The sequence below is a fragment of the Streptomyces cirratus genome (genome assembly GCF_014650775.1).
In the GTDB taxonomy this organism is placed as follows: domain Bacteria; phylum Actinomycetota; class Actinomycetes; order Streptomycetales; family Streptomycetaceae; genus Streptomyces; species Streptomyces cirratus.
The window spans coordinates 113,042-127,367 of record NZ_BMVP01000014.1; the positions used below are offsets into that span (position 1 = coordinate 113,042).

The window sequence follows — 14,326 nt, forward strand, 5'->3', positions numbered from 1 at the left end:
GCGCCGCCGTCACTCGGTGAAGGTCATGAGCTTCTGCTTCGAGAACCTCTCCTTCATGAGCTTCTACTTCATGAACTTCTTGAACTCGTCCGGAAGGTCGAAGTCCTGGCCGGGCTTGGCCCCGCCCGCGGGCAGCCCGAACGGGTTGCCGCCGGCGGCCGGCTCGGTGGCCTGCGGCCCCTGCTCGCGCCGGGCCGCTGCCGCGGCCTCCTCTTCCTTGCGCTTCATCGGGTTGCCGCTCTTGCGCTTGCCCTTGGCCTGCTTGACCTGCTTCTTCTGCCGGCCGGGGCCGCCGCCCATCCCGGGGATGCCCGGCATGCCCGGCATTCCGCCGCCCTGGGCCATGCGGGACATCATCTTGCGCGCTTCGAAGAACCGCTCGACGAGGTTCTTGACGGCGCTGACCTCGACGCCGGAACCCTTGGCGACACGGGCGCGGCGGGAGCCGTTGATGATGTGCGGGTCCTGGCGCTCGGCCGGGGTCATCGACTTGATGATGGCGGCCATGCGGTCGACGTCGCGCTCGTCGATGTTGTTGATCTGCTCCTTGATCTGCCCCATGCCGGGCAGCATGCCGAGCAGCTTGGAGATGGAGCCCATCTTGCGGACCTGCTCCATCTGGGCCAGGAAGTCGTCGAGCGTGAACTCCTTGGGGCCCTTGGCCAGCTTGGCCGCCATCTTCTCGGCCTCGGCCTGCGAGAAGGTCTTCTCGGCCTGCTCGATGAGGGTGAGCATGTCACCCATGTCGAGGATCCGGCCCGCCATGCGGTCGGGGTGGAAAGCGTCGAACTCGTCGAGCTTCTCACCGTTCGAGGCGAACATGATCTGCTTGCCGGTGACGTGCGCGATGGAGAGCGCGGCACCGCCCCGGGCGTCGCCGTCGAGCTTGGAGAGCACGACGCCGTCGAAGCCGACGCCGTCGCGGAAGGCCTCGGCGGTGTTGACCGCGTCCTGGCCGATCATGGCGTCGACGACGAAGAGGATCTCGTCGGGGCTGACGGCGTCGCGGATGTCCGCGGCCTGCTGCATCAGCTCCTGGTCGATGCCGAGACGGCCGGCGGTGTCGACGATGACGATGTCGAACTGCTTGGTACGGGCGTACTCGATGGAGTCCTTGGCGACCTGGACCGGGTCGCCCACGCCGTTGCCGGGCTGCGGCGCGTAGACGGCCACACCGGCGCGCTCGGCGACGACGCTGAGCTGGTTGACGGCGTTGGGGCGCTGGAGGTCGCAGGCGACGAGCAGCGGGGCGTGGCCCTGTCCCTTGAGCCAGAGGCCGAGCTTTCCGGCGAGGGTGGTCTTACCGGCACCCTGGAGGCCGGCGAGCATGATCACGGTGGGCGCGGTCTTGGCGAAGCGCAGCCGCCGGGTCTCGCCGCCGAGGATCGAGACGAGCTCGTCGTTGACGATCTTGAGGACCTGCTGGCCGGGGTTGAGGGCCTTGCTGACCTCTTCGCCGCGGGCGCGTTCCTTGACGTTCGCGATGAAGGAACGGACGACGGGAAGCGCGACGTCGGCCTCGAGGAGGGCGATACGGATTTCCCGCGCCGCAGCGTCGATGTCCTGCTCGGAGAGGCGGCCTTTGCCCCGGAGGGACTTGAAGGTCGCGCTGAGGCGGTCGGAAAGCGTATCGAACACGGTGGTCGCGATTCCTCGGGTCGGGGGCGTGTGGTCGTCCCCCAGGGTATCGGCCCTTTCCCGGTGGTGGGCCCGGCGGTCCGTCTGCGGTCCGGGGCCCACCGCCGGGCGCGCTCAGCGCAGGGCTGCCTCGACCGACGCCGCGAGCGCGGCGGCGGCCCGGGGAGGCAGGGGTTTGCCGTCCGGGTCGGTGACGTACAGGGTGTCCACCGCGTTCGCCCCGAGCGTGGAGACGTGCGCGCTGCGGACCCGGACGCCGCCCGCGTCCAGCGCCCTGCCGATCCGGTGGAGCAGTCCCACGGCGTCGGGGGCCCGCACCTCCAGGACGGTGGCCAGCGAGGACACGTCCACCACCGCCACCCGGGGCGGCGGCGGGACCACCCCGCGCCGGCGCGGGTACGCGGCCTCGCGGTCGGCCAGCTTCGCCGGGACGTCCAGCGAGCCGTCCAGCGCCCGGACCAGGTCCGTGCGCAGCCGGGCTGCCTCGGGCAGGGCCCCGTACTCGGCGGCCACCCGCCAGCGGAACACCAGTACCTCCCCCAGCCGCTCCGGCAGCTCCAGCGACCGCAGGTCGGCGGCCCGGACGGTGAGCCGGTGCAGCGCCAGTACCCCGGCCAGCGCGGGCAGCACCCCGGGCTGGTCGGGCACGGCCACCACCAGGTCGACCCCGACCGCGTCCTCCTCGTGGCGCGTCTCCAGGGCCAGCACCGGCTCCCCGGTGCGCAGCGCCTCCACCGCCAGGCGTTCCTGTTCGGTGACCGGGATGCCGAGCTCGGTGGTGGCGGCGGCCGCGCCCTTGAGGACCGCCCCGACCCGGGACACCAGGTCAGCCACGAGGGAGCCCCGCCACGCGCTCCAGGCCGCGGGGCCGGTGGCCAGGGCGTCGGCCTCGGTCAGCGCGTGCAGGAGTTCCAGGGTGCCCGCCGAGCCCACGGCCTCGGCGACGGAGCGCACGGTGGCGGGGTCGTCCAGGTCTCGCCGGGTGGCGGTGTCGATGAGCAGCAGGTGGTGGCGTACGAGGACGCCCAGCACCGCCACGTCCTCGGCGTCGAAGCCGACCCGGGCGGCCATGTCGCGGGCGATGGTCTCCCCGGCCAGGGAGTGGTCGCCGGGCCAGCCCTTGCCGATGTCGTGGAGCAGGGCGGCCATCAGGAGCAGGTCCGGGCGGCTGACGCGGCGGGTGAGGGCGGCGGCCCGGACCGCCGTCTCCACCAGGTGCCGGTCCACCGTCCAGGTGTGCACGGGGTTGCGCTGCGGCCGGCACCGCACCCGCTCCCAGTCGGGCAGCAGCCGGGTGATCAGCCCCTCGGCTTCGAGTGCCTCCCACACCCCGACCGTCGGCTCGCCCGCCCCGAGCAGCGTGACCAGCTGCTCCCGGGCCTCCGCGGGCCAGGGCACGGGCAGCGGCTTGCCCTGGGCCGCGAGGCGGCGTACGGAGTGCAGTGAGACCGGCAGGCCCGCCTGCGCGGCGGCCGCCCCGAAGCGCAGCGCGAGGACCGGGTCCCGGTCGGGCCGGGCGGCGAGGGCCAGGACGGCCTCGCCGTCGGACTCGACGACGCCCTCGGCGAGCGGCGCGCGCTCCACGGCGGGCCCGCGCGTGCCCAGCAGCAGGCCGCGCAGCCTCGGCCGGGCCGCGCGGGAGCGCAGTACCCGCCCGACCTCCCGCCAGGTGACGTCCCCGGCGTAGGAGATGACCCGCGCGGCCTCGTACACCTCGCGCAGCAGTGCGTCCGCGTCGAGCAGTCCGAGCCGGGCGGCGACCTGGTCCTGGTCCTGGAGGGAGAGCCGGTCGGTGGCCCGGCCCGTCACCAGGTGCAGGGCGTCGCGGGCGTCGAGGAGCCGTCGGCGGGCCTCGGCCAGCCCCTCCCTCGGGGCGTCGGCCAGCCACGACGCGGCCACGGCACGCAGCGCGGCGGCGTCGCGGAGCCCGCCGCGCGCCTCCTTGAGGTCGGGCTCCAGCAGGAACCGCAGCTCCCCGGCCTTCTCGGCGCGCTCGCGGCACAGGGCGTGCAGCTGCGGGAGCCGTTTCCCGGCCTGGTTGCGCCAGTCTGCGAGGACGGAGGTGCGCAGCCCGGCGAGGAGCCCCGCGTCGCCGGCCACGGGCCGGGCGTCGAGCAGCCCGAGCTGCACCTTGAGGTCCTCGGCGGCGGTCTTGCGGGCCTCGCCGGGGGTGCGCACCGAGTGGTCCAGGGCCATGCCGAGGTCCCAGACGGGGTACCAGAGGCGGTCGGCGAGCGCGGCCAGTGCCCTGGTGTCGGCCTTGCCGTCGTGCAGGAGCAGCAGGTCGAGATCGCTGCGGGGGGAGAGTTCGGCGCGGCCGTAGCCGCCGACCGCGACCAGGGCCGCCCCGCGGACGCCGGTCTCCCGTACGGCCCTCGTGAACAGGGCGCCGAGCCACTGGTCGGTCAGCAGGGCCAGGGCGGAACGCCGGGAAGGCCCGGACCGCGACTCCTCCTGGAGGAGCCGCAGCCGGGCCTCGGCGTAGCCGCCGGGTCCCGAGCCGTCCCCGTCCTGGCCGGACGGTTCGGCGGTCGTGTTCTCCACACTCGTCACCCGGGGGCTCCCGTCGCCTACAGCGCGTCCGCGCCGCGCTCGCCGGTGCGGACCCTGATGACCGAGTCCACCGGCACGCTCCACACCTTGCCGTCACCGATCTTGCCGGTGTGGGCCGCGGTGACCAGCACGTTCATCACGTCGTCGGCCGCGTCGTCCTCGACGACCACCTCGATGCGGATCTTCGGTACGAGGTCCACCGTGTACTCGGCGCCCCGGTAGACCTCGGTGTGGCCGCGCTGGCGGCCGTAGCCGCTGGCCTCGGAGACCGTGAGTCCCTGGACCCCGAACCGCTGGAGGGCGTCCTTGATCTCGTCGAGCCGGTGCGGCTTGACGATCGCGGTGATCAGCTTCATGCGTCAACCTTCTTGGTCGCGGCGGCGGCGTGGGCGGGTACGGCGGTGCTCCGGGAGGAGGCGCCGCCGCCTGCCCCGCTGAAGTCGTAGGCGGTCTCGGCGTGCTCGACCTGGTCGATGCCCGAGACCTCGTCGTCCTGGCTGACCCGCATCCCGATCGTCTTGTCGAGCAGGAAGGCGAGCAGTGCGGATGCGAGGAGAGAGTAGGCGAGGACGGCGAAGACGCCGACAGCCTGCTTGCCGAGCTGGTCCAGGCCGCCGCCGTAGAAGAGGCCCTTGGCGTCGGACTGGACGCCGCCGGTGGCGAAGAGGCCGACGAGGAGGGAGCCGATGATCCCGCCGACGAGGTGGACGCCGACCACGTCGAGCGAGTCGTCGAAGTTGAACCTGTACTTCAGGCCGACGGCCATGGCGCAGACGACGCCGGCGATGGCGCCGATGGCGATCGCGCCGAGCGGGGAGCAGGAGCCGCCGGAGGGCGTGATCGCGACGAGGCCGGCGACCGCGCCGGACGCGGCGCCGAGGGTGGTGAAGGAGCCGTGGCGCAGCTTCTCGTAGCCGAGCCAGGCGAGCATGGCGGCGGCGGTGGCGACCTGGGTGTTGACGAACATGACGGCGCCGACGCCGTCGTCGTTGCCGAGCCAGGAGCCGGCGTTGAAGCCGAACCAGCCGAACCAGAGCAGACCGGCGCCCAGCATGACCAGCGGGAGGCTGTGCGGGCGCATCAGGTCCTTCTTGAAGCCGACGCGCTTGCCGATGACGAGGATCACGCCGAGGGCGGCGGCGCCGGCGTTGATGTGGACGGCGGTGCCGCCCGCGAAGTCGATGACGCCGAGCTTGAAGAGCCAGCCGCCGGTGCCCCAGACCCAGTGGGCGACGGGGAAGTAGACGAGGCTCACCCACAGGGCGGTGAACAGGGCCCAGGCGCTGAACTTGACGCGGTCGGCGAGGGCGCCGCTGATCAGGGCCGGGGTGATGACGGCGAACATCAGCTGGAAGACGGCGAAGACGTAGACCGGGATGGTGTAGCCGTCCCAGAGCTCGGTGATGCCGATGCCGCTGAGTCCGACGTAGTCGGAGTTCCAGCCGATGAGCGAGCCCGCGTCGGTCCCGAAGGTGAGGCTGAATCCGTAGAGGACCCACAGGATCGTGACGATCCCGAGGCTGATGAAGCTCATCATGAGCATGTTGAGGCTGCTCTTGACGCGGACCATGCCTCCGTAGAAGAAGGCGAGTCCCGGGGTCATCAGCATGACCAGGGCGGAGCAGATGAGCATGAACCCGGTGTTCGCGGCAGACAGGGCCGGGGCGTCTGCCGCGAGGGTCGTGATGGCTGATGCCATCGGCGTCTCCTCGTCGTCGGTACGTTCGCGTGCGGGCGATCGTGGCTACCTAAGCGGCGCTCGGCATAAGCCCTGCTGGTGCGGGCCTAGAGGCTGGCCGGTTATTGCCCCTGAGATTCCCGCAGCCCGGTTTCCGGCGCCGCCGCTCGATGTTTCACGCCGATGACGAAGGCGTCCGGGCTGTTACAGCCCGATGAACACGAAAAAGGAGCCGGCCGCGGCGGGGACCCGGGTGGCCTGGCTGGGGGAGCCTGGTAGGGCTTCACGGGGGTCGGCCGCCGCGGCCGGGGCTTGGTGGGGACGGCTGCCGGGGCCGTCAGACGGCCTCCGCCGCTTCCGGGAGCCGGGCGGCGAGGTGGTCGGTCAGCCGGACCACGTCGGCGACGTCGCCGTACTCACGGGCCGCGCTGTCGACGGTCTTGCGCAGACGGGTGTTCACCCGTTCGGACCGTACTTTGCGCGCCACGTCCAGGGCCTGGTCGACGAGGACGGCCGCCTGCTCGGGCTCCCGCTGGAGGAGGTGGACCGTGGCCATGCCGATGAGGTTCAGGGCGTACGAGCGCTGGTGTTCGGGGTCCTTGGCGAACAGCTCGACGGCCCGTTCCATGACGGGCTCGGCGAGGGAGGCGTAGGTGGGGCTGCGCCCGGCGACGTAGGCCAGGTCCCGGTAGGAGTGGGAGTTCTCGCCGTTGAGCTCGGCCTCGGAGAAGAAGCGGATCCAGTCGGGCTCGGGCTCGGCGCCGAGGCCGACGTCGCCGAAGGTGTCCTCGGCCATCCGCACGGCGCGCTTGCAGCGGCTGGGCTGGCCCATGTTGGCGTACGCGCGGGCCTCCATCGCATACAGCATGGCCTGGGTGCGGGGCCCGGCGCAGTCGCGGCTTCCGTACTGGGCGAGGTGGATGAGTTCGAGTGCGTCCTCGGGGCGTCCGAGGTGGATCATCTGCCGGCCCATGTTGGAGAGGATGTACGAGCCGAGGGGCTTGTCGCCGCCCTCCTTGGCGGCGTGCAGGGCGAGGACGAAGTACTTCTGCGCGGTCGGGTGCAGTCCGATGTCGTAGCTCATCCAGCCGGCCAGTTCGGCGAGTTCGGCCGCGACCTTGAACAGGCGCTTCATGACGGGCGCCGGGTGGCTCTCCTGGAGCAGGTCGGTGACCTCGTGGAGCTGTCCGACGACCGCCTTGCGGCGCAGTCCGCCGCCGCACTGGGCGTCCCACTGGCGGAACATCACGGTGGTGGCTTCGAGCAGGTCGAGTTCCGGATCGGACAGCCCGGCGGGCCGGTAGCCGCCGACGGGGGCCGCCGGCCCGCCCTCGGTGCGGGATCCGGGGTCGGCGGCCGGGACCGGGACGAGCCAGCGCTGCATGGGCTCGATGAGGGCGGGTCCGGCGGACAGGGCGAGCGAGGTCCCGAGGAAGCCGCGGCGGGCCAGCATCAGGTCGCTGCGGGAGAACTCGCTGAGCAGCTCGACGGTCTGCGGTCCGGCCCAGGGCAGGTCGACGCCGGAGACGGAGGGGGTCTGGTGTGCGGTGCGCAGACCGAGCTGTTCGATGGCGACGACGGAGCCGAAGCGTTCGGAGAACAGCTCGGACAGGATGCGCGGGACGGGTTCGCGGGGCTGTTCCCCGTCGAGCCAGCGGCGCACGCGCGAGGTGTCGGTGCTGATGTGGTGGGCGCCCATCTGGCGGGCCCGGCGGTTGACCTGGCGGGCGAGTTCGCCCTTGGACCAGCCGCTGCGCACGAACCAGGAGGTCAGCTGTTCGTTGCGGACGACGGCTTCCGAAGACGCCGGCGAGGACGCGGACGCCTCCGAAGCCGCGGGCGACTGCCCGTTCGTTCCGCTTGCGCCGTTGCCGCTCACTGGAACGCCCCCATCCGTTAAGCCTCTTCCCCACAAACCCTGGCCGGATCGGCGGCCACCGCCAGGCACTTCACACATCCTTCACGGATTGCCACCGGCATACCCACGGATGGGCTCACCTCTGGGGTTCGTGCACCGAAAGTAATCCTACGATCACCCCTCGGGCGAGGCCGACCGTGGAAACGCCACCATTCGCCACCCCTTCGAATGAACTCGCCACCGGCCAGGCGCGATTCACTTGACAGGAAGGCGAAACGGAACGGTTGGACGGGAGTGCGGCCGGGGCGCGCGCGGCGAGGAGTGCGCCGGGCCGCCCTGACGCGAGCCGTACCCCCGCCCGACCGGACAGCAGGTCTCGCCGGCGTCGTAACCACCGGCGCGTCCGACCCGTTGGAGGGGGCATGGGCATGGGCTTCACGATCGGCGGCAGCCGCAGCACCAAGGAGTTCCGTTCCGGCTCGCGGCGGCGCGGACGGGCCTCGGAGTGCACGGCGGTGGCGGAGTACACCGGGCTGTGGGGCTGGGACGCGGTCCCCGGTGCCCGCGCCGCGGCACCCGGCCGCGACTGCTCCTGCGGTCATACGAATTGCCGCGCGCCGGGGGCGCACCCGCTGGACTTCGCCCCCACCGTGCCCGCGGGGGCGACCCTGGGCGAGGTCGCCGAGATCTGGGACGAATATGCGGGCGCCGCGATCCTGCTCCCCGTCGGCCGCGTCTTCGACGTCATCGAGGTGTCCGAGGAGGCCGGGCGGCGCGCGCTGGTCCGGCTGGAGCGGATGGGCCTGCCGCTCGGGCCGGTCACCGTGACCCCGGACGGCCGGGCGCAGTTCTTCGTGGCGCCGGGCGCCTCGGCCGGGCTGCCGCAGCTGCTCTACCGGATGGGCTGGGACGACGCCGATCTGGACCTGCGCGCCCTGGGCACCGGCGCCTTCCTGACGGCCCCGCCCTCCGACCACGCGGGGCTCGGCCCGGCGCTCTGGCTGCGCCCGCCCGCGCTCGACTGCGTGGGCGGGCCGCCGCAGGCCCGGCTGCTGCTGGGGACGCTCGCGTACATCTGCCACCGCTTCCGCCGCTGAGCCCCGTACGCGCACCAGTGCCCCCGCGTCCGGACCGGATGCGGGGGCACTGGTGGGGGCACTGGCGGCGGCCGCCGGCGGCTCGGGCGCGGGCCCTCAGTCGCCGATCAGCGCGTCGACGAACGCTTCCGGCTCGAAGGGCGCCAGGTCGTCCGGGCCCTCGCCGAGACCGATCAGCTTGACCGGGACGCCCAGCTCGCGCTGGACGGCGACGACGATGCCGCCCTTGGCGGTGCCGTCGAGCTTGGTCAGCACGATGCCGGTGATGTCCACGACCTCGGCGAAGACGCGCGCCTGGGTCAGGCCGTTCTGTCCGGTGGTCGCGTCCAGGACCAGCAGGACCTCGTCCAGCGGGCCGTGCTTCTCCACGACGCGCTTGACCTTGCCGAGCTCGTCCATGAGCCCGGTCTTGGTGTGCAGCCGGCCGGCGGTGTCGATGAGGACGACGTCCGCGCCTTCGGCGATGCCCTCCTTGACCGCGTCGTAGGCGATCGAGGCGGGGTCGCCGCCCTCGGGGCCGCGGATGGTGCGCGCGCCGACCCGGTCGCCCCAGGTCTGCAGCTGGTCGGCCGCGGCGGCGCGGAAGGTGTCGGCCGCGCCGAGCACGACGCTGCGGCCGTCGGCGACCAGCACCCGGGCCAGCTTGCCGGTCGTGGTGGTCTTGCCGGTGCCGTTGACTCCGACGACCATCACGACGCCGGGGGTGTCGACGCCGCTCTCGGTCCTCACCGCACGGTCGAAGTCGGTGCCGACCAGGGTCAGCAGCTCCTCCTTCAACAGGCTGCGCAGTTCGGCGGGGGTGCGGGTGCCGAGCACCCGGACCCGCTCGCGGAGCCGGTCCACCAGTTCCTGGGTCGGTACGACGCCGACGTCGGCGATGAGGAGGGTCTCCTCGATCTCCTCCCAGGTGTCCTCGTCGAGGTGCTCGCGGGAGAGCAGCGTGAGCAGCCCCTTGCCGAGCGAGTTCTGCGAACGGGCGAGCCGTGCGCGCAGCCGGACCAGGCGGCCGGCGGTGGGCTCGGGCACCTCGATCTCGGGGGCGGGCGCGAGCCCGACCACGGGGTCCTCGACGGCGACCGGCGATTCGACGGCGGTCTGCGCGTCGGGGAGCTCGACCTCCTCGATCGTGCGGCGCGGCTCTTGCGCCGTCGGTGCGGCGTCCTCCCCCACCTGCGGTTCGGCGGGCGGGGCAGTGATGGTCGGCGTGCTCGGCGGCGCCGTGGGCGGCAGCTGCTTCTTCTTGCGGCTGCTGACCACGAGCCCGCTGATCGCGCCGACCGCGACCAGGGCGATGACTACAGCGAGAATGAGGATTTCCATAACCCACTCAGTATGGCGTGAGGTGTCCCGGGGCCCGTGAGCAGGAGCTGTGGCCGGCGGGCGAATCCTCAATTTGTGCTTTTCCGTGTGTAAATACCATGATGTACGACTCCCCCCACGTCCCCCGGAGTAGTGCATGCCTGCCGAGCCCGCAGAGTCCGCGGTCGAGACCCGCGGACTGGAGCCCGTCCCCGACAGCGAGCGCGCCGGCCGCGTCCGCGAACTCGTCCCCACCTGGGTCGCCGCCAACATCAGCGTGCTGCTGCTGACCATGGGCGCGGGGCTGGTGATCTTCAACAAGCTGAACATCTGGCAGGTGCTCGTCGTGGCGCTCGCCGCGCCCGTCGTCTCGTACGGGATGGTCGGGCTGATCTCGATCGCGGGCAAGCGCGGCGGCGCCCCCGGCATGGCGCTCTCGCGGGCCGTTTTCGGGCAGCGCGGCAACCTCTTCCCCGGCGCGCTGATCTGGGTGGCCCGCTGGGGCTGGGAGACCATCAACGCGGTGAGCGGTGCCTACGCCGTCCTGACCGTCCTCGACCTGCTCTTCGGTGTGCGGGCGAACACCCCGCTGATCGTCGTCACGCTGCTGTTCTTCGTCAGCTGCACGTTCGTGGTCTCGGGGCTCGGCATCAACGCGCTGCGGGTCTGCTCGAAGTGGTCGACGTACCTCTTCGGGGCGTTCAGCGTGCTCGTGCTCGGCTACCTGGTCCTCACGACCGAGTGGGCCGCCGTCTTCGACAAGCCGGCCGGCTCCACCGCGATGATGATCGCGGGCATCGGCACGATCGCGGCCGGCGGCATCAGCTGGGTCCCGTCCGGCCCGGACTTCACCCGCTACCTGCCGCGCACCGCCTCCGCCAAGGGCATGGTCGGCGCGACGATCGGCGGCGCGGGGATCGTCGTCCTGCCCATGGTGCTGATGGGCGCGGTGATGGCGGTCGGCACCCCCGACCTGGCCAGCGCCGCGGACCCGGTCTCCTTCATCGGTGAGCTGCTGCCGGTCTGGCTGGCGGTCCCGTACCTGCTCATCGCCCTCGTCGGCATGCTGCTGATCAACTCGATGTCCATGTACTCGGCCGGGTTCACCGCGCAGACCCTCGGCATCAAGGTGCCGCGTGCCTGGGCCGTCAGCGTCAACGCCGTCATCAGCCTGGTGTTCGGCTTCCTGCTGATGGTGGTCGCGAAGAGCTTCTTCGGCTCGTTCATCTCCTTCCTGACCCTGCTGGCCGTGGCCTTCTCCGCGTGGATCGGCGTCTTCGGCGTGGACATGCTCCGGCGCAAGACCTACGACGGCCCCGCGCTGCTGGACACGACGCCGGGCAGCGCCTACTGGTACCGGGGCGGTTTCGCCTGGCAGGCCATGACGGCCTGGGGCGTGGCGCTGGTGGTGGGCCTGCTGTTCACGAAGGTGGACTGGTTCGCCGGACCGTTCTGCGACACCTGGGCCGGGCGCAACGGGCTCGGCTGGGTGGTCGGCATCCTCACCTCCGGCGCGCTGTACGCCGTACTGCCGCGCACCGCGCCGCTCGAAGACGCGGCCGGGGCGAAGGAGCCGGCGCTCGCCGGAACCCTGTCCAACTGACGCTACGTCAGCTAACGTCCCCCTTCGCCCGCGCATCCCACCCGGCGAAGGGGGACTCCGCCATGCCCGTCACCGTGGCCCGGTTCAATCTGGTCGACCCGAACGGCACTCCGGAGAGCCTGCGCGCCCGCTACCGCACCGCGCTGGAGATGGCCCGGTACGCGGACGACCGCGGGGTCGACACCATCCAGACCGAGGAGCACCACGGCACCGGCAACAACTGGCTGCCCTCGCCCTTCGCCTTCGCCGGCGCCGTGTTCGGGGCCACGCGCCGGATCGCCGTCACCGTCTCGGCGATCATCGGGCCGCTCCACGACCCGCTGAAGGTGGCGGAGGACATCGCCGTCCTCGACCTGCTGGGCGGCGGCCGGCTGGTGACCGTCGCGGGCATCGGCTACCGGCCGCAGGAGTACGAGCAGCACGGGGTGGAGTGGGGCCGGCGCGGCAAGCTCCAGGACGAGCTACTGGAGACCCTGCTCAAGGCGTGGACCGGCGAGCCCTTCACCTTCCGCGGCCGCACGGTACGGGTCACCCCGCGGCCGTTCACGCAGCCGCACCCGCTGCTGCTGGTCGGCGGCAGCTCCGAGGCGGCGGCCCGGCGCGCGGCCCGGCTGGGCCTGCCGTTCTTCCCGAGCGCGCACCTCCCGGAGCTGGAGGCGTACTACCGGGCGAAGCTGGTGGAGTACGGCACGGAGGGCTTTTGCATGATGCCCGCCGCCGAGACCCCGCTGCTGCACATCGCGCAGGACCCGGACCGCGTCTGGGCCGAGCACGGCGAGTGCTTCCTGCACGAGGCGGCGACGTACGCGTCCTGGCAGTCCGAGGACATCCGCAGCGCGGTGCGCTCGGCGGCGCGCTCGGTGGCGGAGCTGCGCGAGGAAGGCGTGTACCGGGTGCTGACCCCGGAGCAGGCGGTGGCGTACGCCCGCGGCGCGGGTGAGGCGGGGAACCTGGTGCTGCACCCGCTGTGCGGCGGGATGCCCGTCGACGAGGGCTGGCGCAGCCTGCAACTGCTGTGCGAACAGGTACTGCCCCGGCTCAAGGGATGAGCCGGGGCAGTACCTGTGTGAGAGGAGAGGGGGTGGTGGCGGGGATGGTTACCCCATCTCCTCCAACGCCTTGCCCTTGGTCTCCGGCACCCACTTGAGGATGAACGGGATCGAGAGCGCGGCGAAGACCGCGTAGATGACGTACGCCCCGGACAGGCTCCAGTCGGCCAGCGACGGGAACGTGACGGTGATGAGCCAGTTGGCGATCCACTGGGCGGAGGCGGCGACACCGAGCGCGGCGGCGCGGATGCGGTTGGGGAACATCTCTCCGAGCAGCACCCAGACCACCACGCCCCACGACAGGGCGAAGAAGAGGACGAACGAGTGCGCGGCGACCAGCGCCACCGTGCCCTGGGTGTCGGGCATGGTGATGTTGTCCCCGGTGCCCTCCTTGAAGGAGAACGCCCACGCGGCGACACCGAGGGAGATCGCCATGCCCACGGAGCCGATCAGGGCGAGCGGCTTGCGGCCGAGCCGGTCCACGAAGATCATCGCGATCACCGTGCCGATGATGTTGATCATCGAGGTGGTGAAGGAGTAGAGGAACGAGCTGGTGGGGTCGATACCGACGGACTGCCACAGCGCGGAGCTGTAGTAGAAGATCACGTTGATGCCGACGAGCTGCTGGAAGACGGAGAGGCCGATGCCGATCCAGACGATGGGCAGGAAGCCGAAGCGGCCGCCGAGCAGGTCCCGGAAGGTGGACTTGTGCTCGGAGCGCATCGCGTGCTCGATCTCGGCGGCCCGCGCGTCGAGGTCGACGCCCGAACCCTCGACCTCCCCCAGCACCTTCTTGGCCTCGTCGGTACGGCCGACCGAGATCAGGAAGCGCGGGGACTCCGGGATGACGAAGGACATCAGCCCGTAGAGCACGGCGGGGACGACCATGACGCCCAGCATCCACTGCCAGGCCTCCAGGCCCCCGATCTCGCCGCGCTGGTCGCCGTTCGCCAGGTTCAGGATGCCCCAGTTGACGAGCTGCGAGACGGCGATGCCGGTGACGATGGCCGCCTGCTGGAAGGAGGCCAGCCGGCCGCGGTAGGCGGCCGGGGAGACCTCGGCGATGTAGGCGGGGCCGATGACCGAGGCCATGCCGATCCCGAAGCCGCCGATGACGCGCCACATGGCGAGGTCCCAGAGGGCGAACGGCAGGGCCGAGCCGATGGCGCTCACGGTGAACAGGGCGGCGGCGATCTGCATGCAGCGGATACGGCCGATCCGGTCGGCGATGCGGCCGGCGGTGGCGGCGCCGATCGCGCAGCCGATCAGGGCTGCCGCGATCACTTGCGCGAGGGTCCCGGAGCCGACGTCGAAGCGGTCCCGGATCGCGACGACGGCGCCGTTGATGACCGAGCTGTCGTATCCGAAGAGGAAGCCGCCCATGGCCGCGGCCGCGGTGATGAAGATGACGTGCCCGAGGTGGTCGGGGTGGGGCGCGCGTCCGCCGCCCGAGGCCGACGCCTGCTCTGTGCTGCTGGTCAAGGTCTGCTCCTGCGTGCCCGGCTGCGGTGGCGGGTGGGGGTGGTTTCTTCCAGTGGCGCACAGGTGGGA

10 protein-coding genes are annotated in these 14,326 nt (G+C 71.9%); 3 read left to right on the plus strand and 7 right to left on the minus strand.

The features are described from left to right. Window positions 1–63: 63 nt before the first annotated feature. From ffh to nsdA, 5 genes are all read right to left on the minus strand, one after another. Window positions 64–1,638, minus strand: coding sequence for a signal recognition particle protein (gene ffh / locus IE207_RS26710; RefSeq protein ID WP_190186868.1), 1,575 nt, complete (start codon window positions 1,636–1,638; stop codon window positions 64–66). A gap of 114 nt (window positions 1,639–1,752) precedes the next feature. After that, entirely contained in the window at window positions 1,753–4,191 is a 2,439-nt protein-coding gene (locus IE207_RS26715; RefSeq protein WP_190186869.1) for a [protein-PII] uridylyltransferase, read from the minus strand. Between the two features lie 17 nt (window positions 4,192–4,208). Further along, on the minus strand, window positions 4,209–4,547 hold the full coding sequence (locus IE207_RS26720) for a P-II family nitrogen regulator (RefSeq protein WP_190186870.1): 339 nt from the start codon (window positions 4,545–4,547) through the stop codon (window positions 4,209–4,211). Continuing rightward, on the minus strand, window positions 4,544–5,890 hold the full coding sequence (locus IE207_RS26725) for an ammonium transporter (protein ID WP_190186871.1): 1,347 nt from the start codon (window positions 5,888–5,890) through the stop codon (window positions 4,544–4,546). Before IE207_RS26725 ends, IE207_RS26720 begins: the two co-directional genes overlap by 4 nt. Before the next feature lie 316 nt (window positions 5,891–6,206). Further along, entirely contained in the window at window positions 6,207–7,748 is a 1,542-nt protein-coding gene (nsdA, locus tag IE207_RS26730) for a transcriptional repressor NsdA (protein ID WP_190186872.1), read from the minus strand. A gap of 407 nt (window positions 7,749–8,155) precedes the next feature. Here nsdA and IE207_RS26735 point away from each other — a divergent pair, with 407 nt between their 5' ends. Further along, window positions 8,156–8,824: a bifunctional DNA primase/polymerase gene (locus tag IE207_RS26735; protein ID WP_190186873.1), complete on the plus strand. Its 669-nt coding sequence runs from the start codon at window positions 8,156–8,158 to the stop codon at window positions 8,822–8,824. Window positions 8,825–8,920: 96 nt separating this feature from the next. Here IE207_RS26735 and ftsY read toward each other — a convergent pair whose 3' ends face one another. Then, complete coding sequence (gene ftsY / locus IE207_RS26740) at window positions 8,921–10,144, minus strand: signal recognition particle-docking protein FtsY (protein WP_190186874.1); 1,224 nt, start codon at window positions 10,142–10,144, stop codon at window positions 8,921–8,923. A gap of 136 nt (window positions 10,145–10,280) precedes the next feature. On the opposite strand from ftsY, the gene IE207_RS26745 reads away from it, so the two are divergent. Both IE207_RS26745 and IE207_RS26750 read left to right on the plus strand, forming a co-directional pair. Beyond that, window positions 10,281–11,726, plus strand: coding sequence for a cytosine permease (locus IE207_RS26745; protein ID WP_190186875.1), 1,446 nt, complete (start codon window positions 10,281–10,283; stop codon window positions 11,724–11,726). 62 nt (window positions 11,727–11,788) lie between these two features. Further along, window positions 11,789–12,775, plus strand: a complete 987-nt coding sequence (locus tag IE207_RS26750; protein ID WP_190186876.1) for an LLM class flavin-dependent oxidoreductase — start codon at window positions 11,789–11,791, stop codon at window positions 12,773–12,775. 48 nt (window positions 12,776–12,823) lie between these two features. On the opposite strand, the gene IE207_RS26755 is transcribed toward IE207_RS26750, so the two are convergent. After that, the gene (locus IE207_RS26755) at window positions 12,824–14,257 is read right to left on the minus strand and encodes a sugar porter family MFS transporter (RefSeq protein WP_190186877.1); all 1,434 of its coding nucleotides are present in this window, start codon (window positions 14,255–14,257) and stop codon (window positions 12,824–12,826) included. Window positions 14,258–14,326 lie beyond the last annotated feature (69 nt).

What these genes read in the sequence shown, in the direction of transcription:
- IE207_RS26720 (WP_190186870.1), bottom strand. Translation starts at nt 4,547, where the DNA reads ATGAAGCTGATCACCGCGATCGTCAAGCCGCACCGGCTCGACGAGATC.
- IE207_RS26725 (WP_190186871.1), bottom strand. Translation starts at nt 5,890, where the DNA reads ATGGCATCAGCCATCACGACCCTCGCGGCAGACGCCCCGGCCCTGTCT.
- IE207_RS26735 (WP_190186873.1), top strand. Translation starts at nt 8,156, where the DNA reads ATGGGCTTCACGATCGGCGGCAGCCGCAGCACCAAGGAGTTCCGTTCC.
- ftsY (WP_190186874.1), bottom strand. Translation starts at nt 10,144, where the DNA reads ATGGAAATCCTCATTCTCGCTGTAGTCATCGCCCTGGTCGCGGTCGGC.
- IE207_RS26745 (WP_190186875.1), top strand. Translation starts at nt 10,281, where the DNA reads ATGCCTGCCGAGCCCGCAGAGTCCGCGGTCGAGACCCGCGGACTGGAG.
- IE207_RS26750 (WP_190186876.1), top strand. Translation starts at nt 11,789, where the DNA reads ATGCCCGTCACCGTGGCCCGGTTCAATCTGGTCGACCCGAACGGCACT.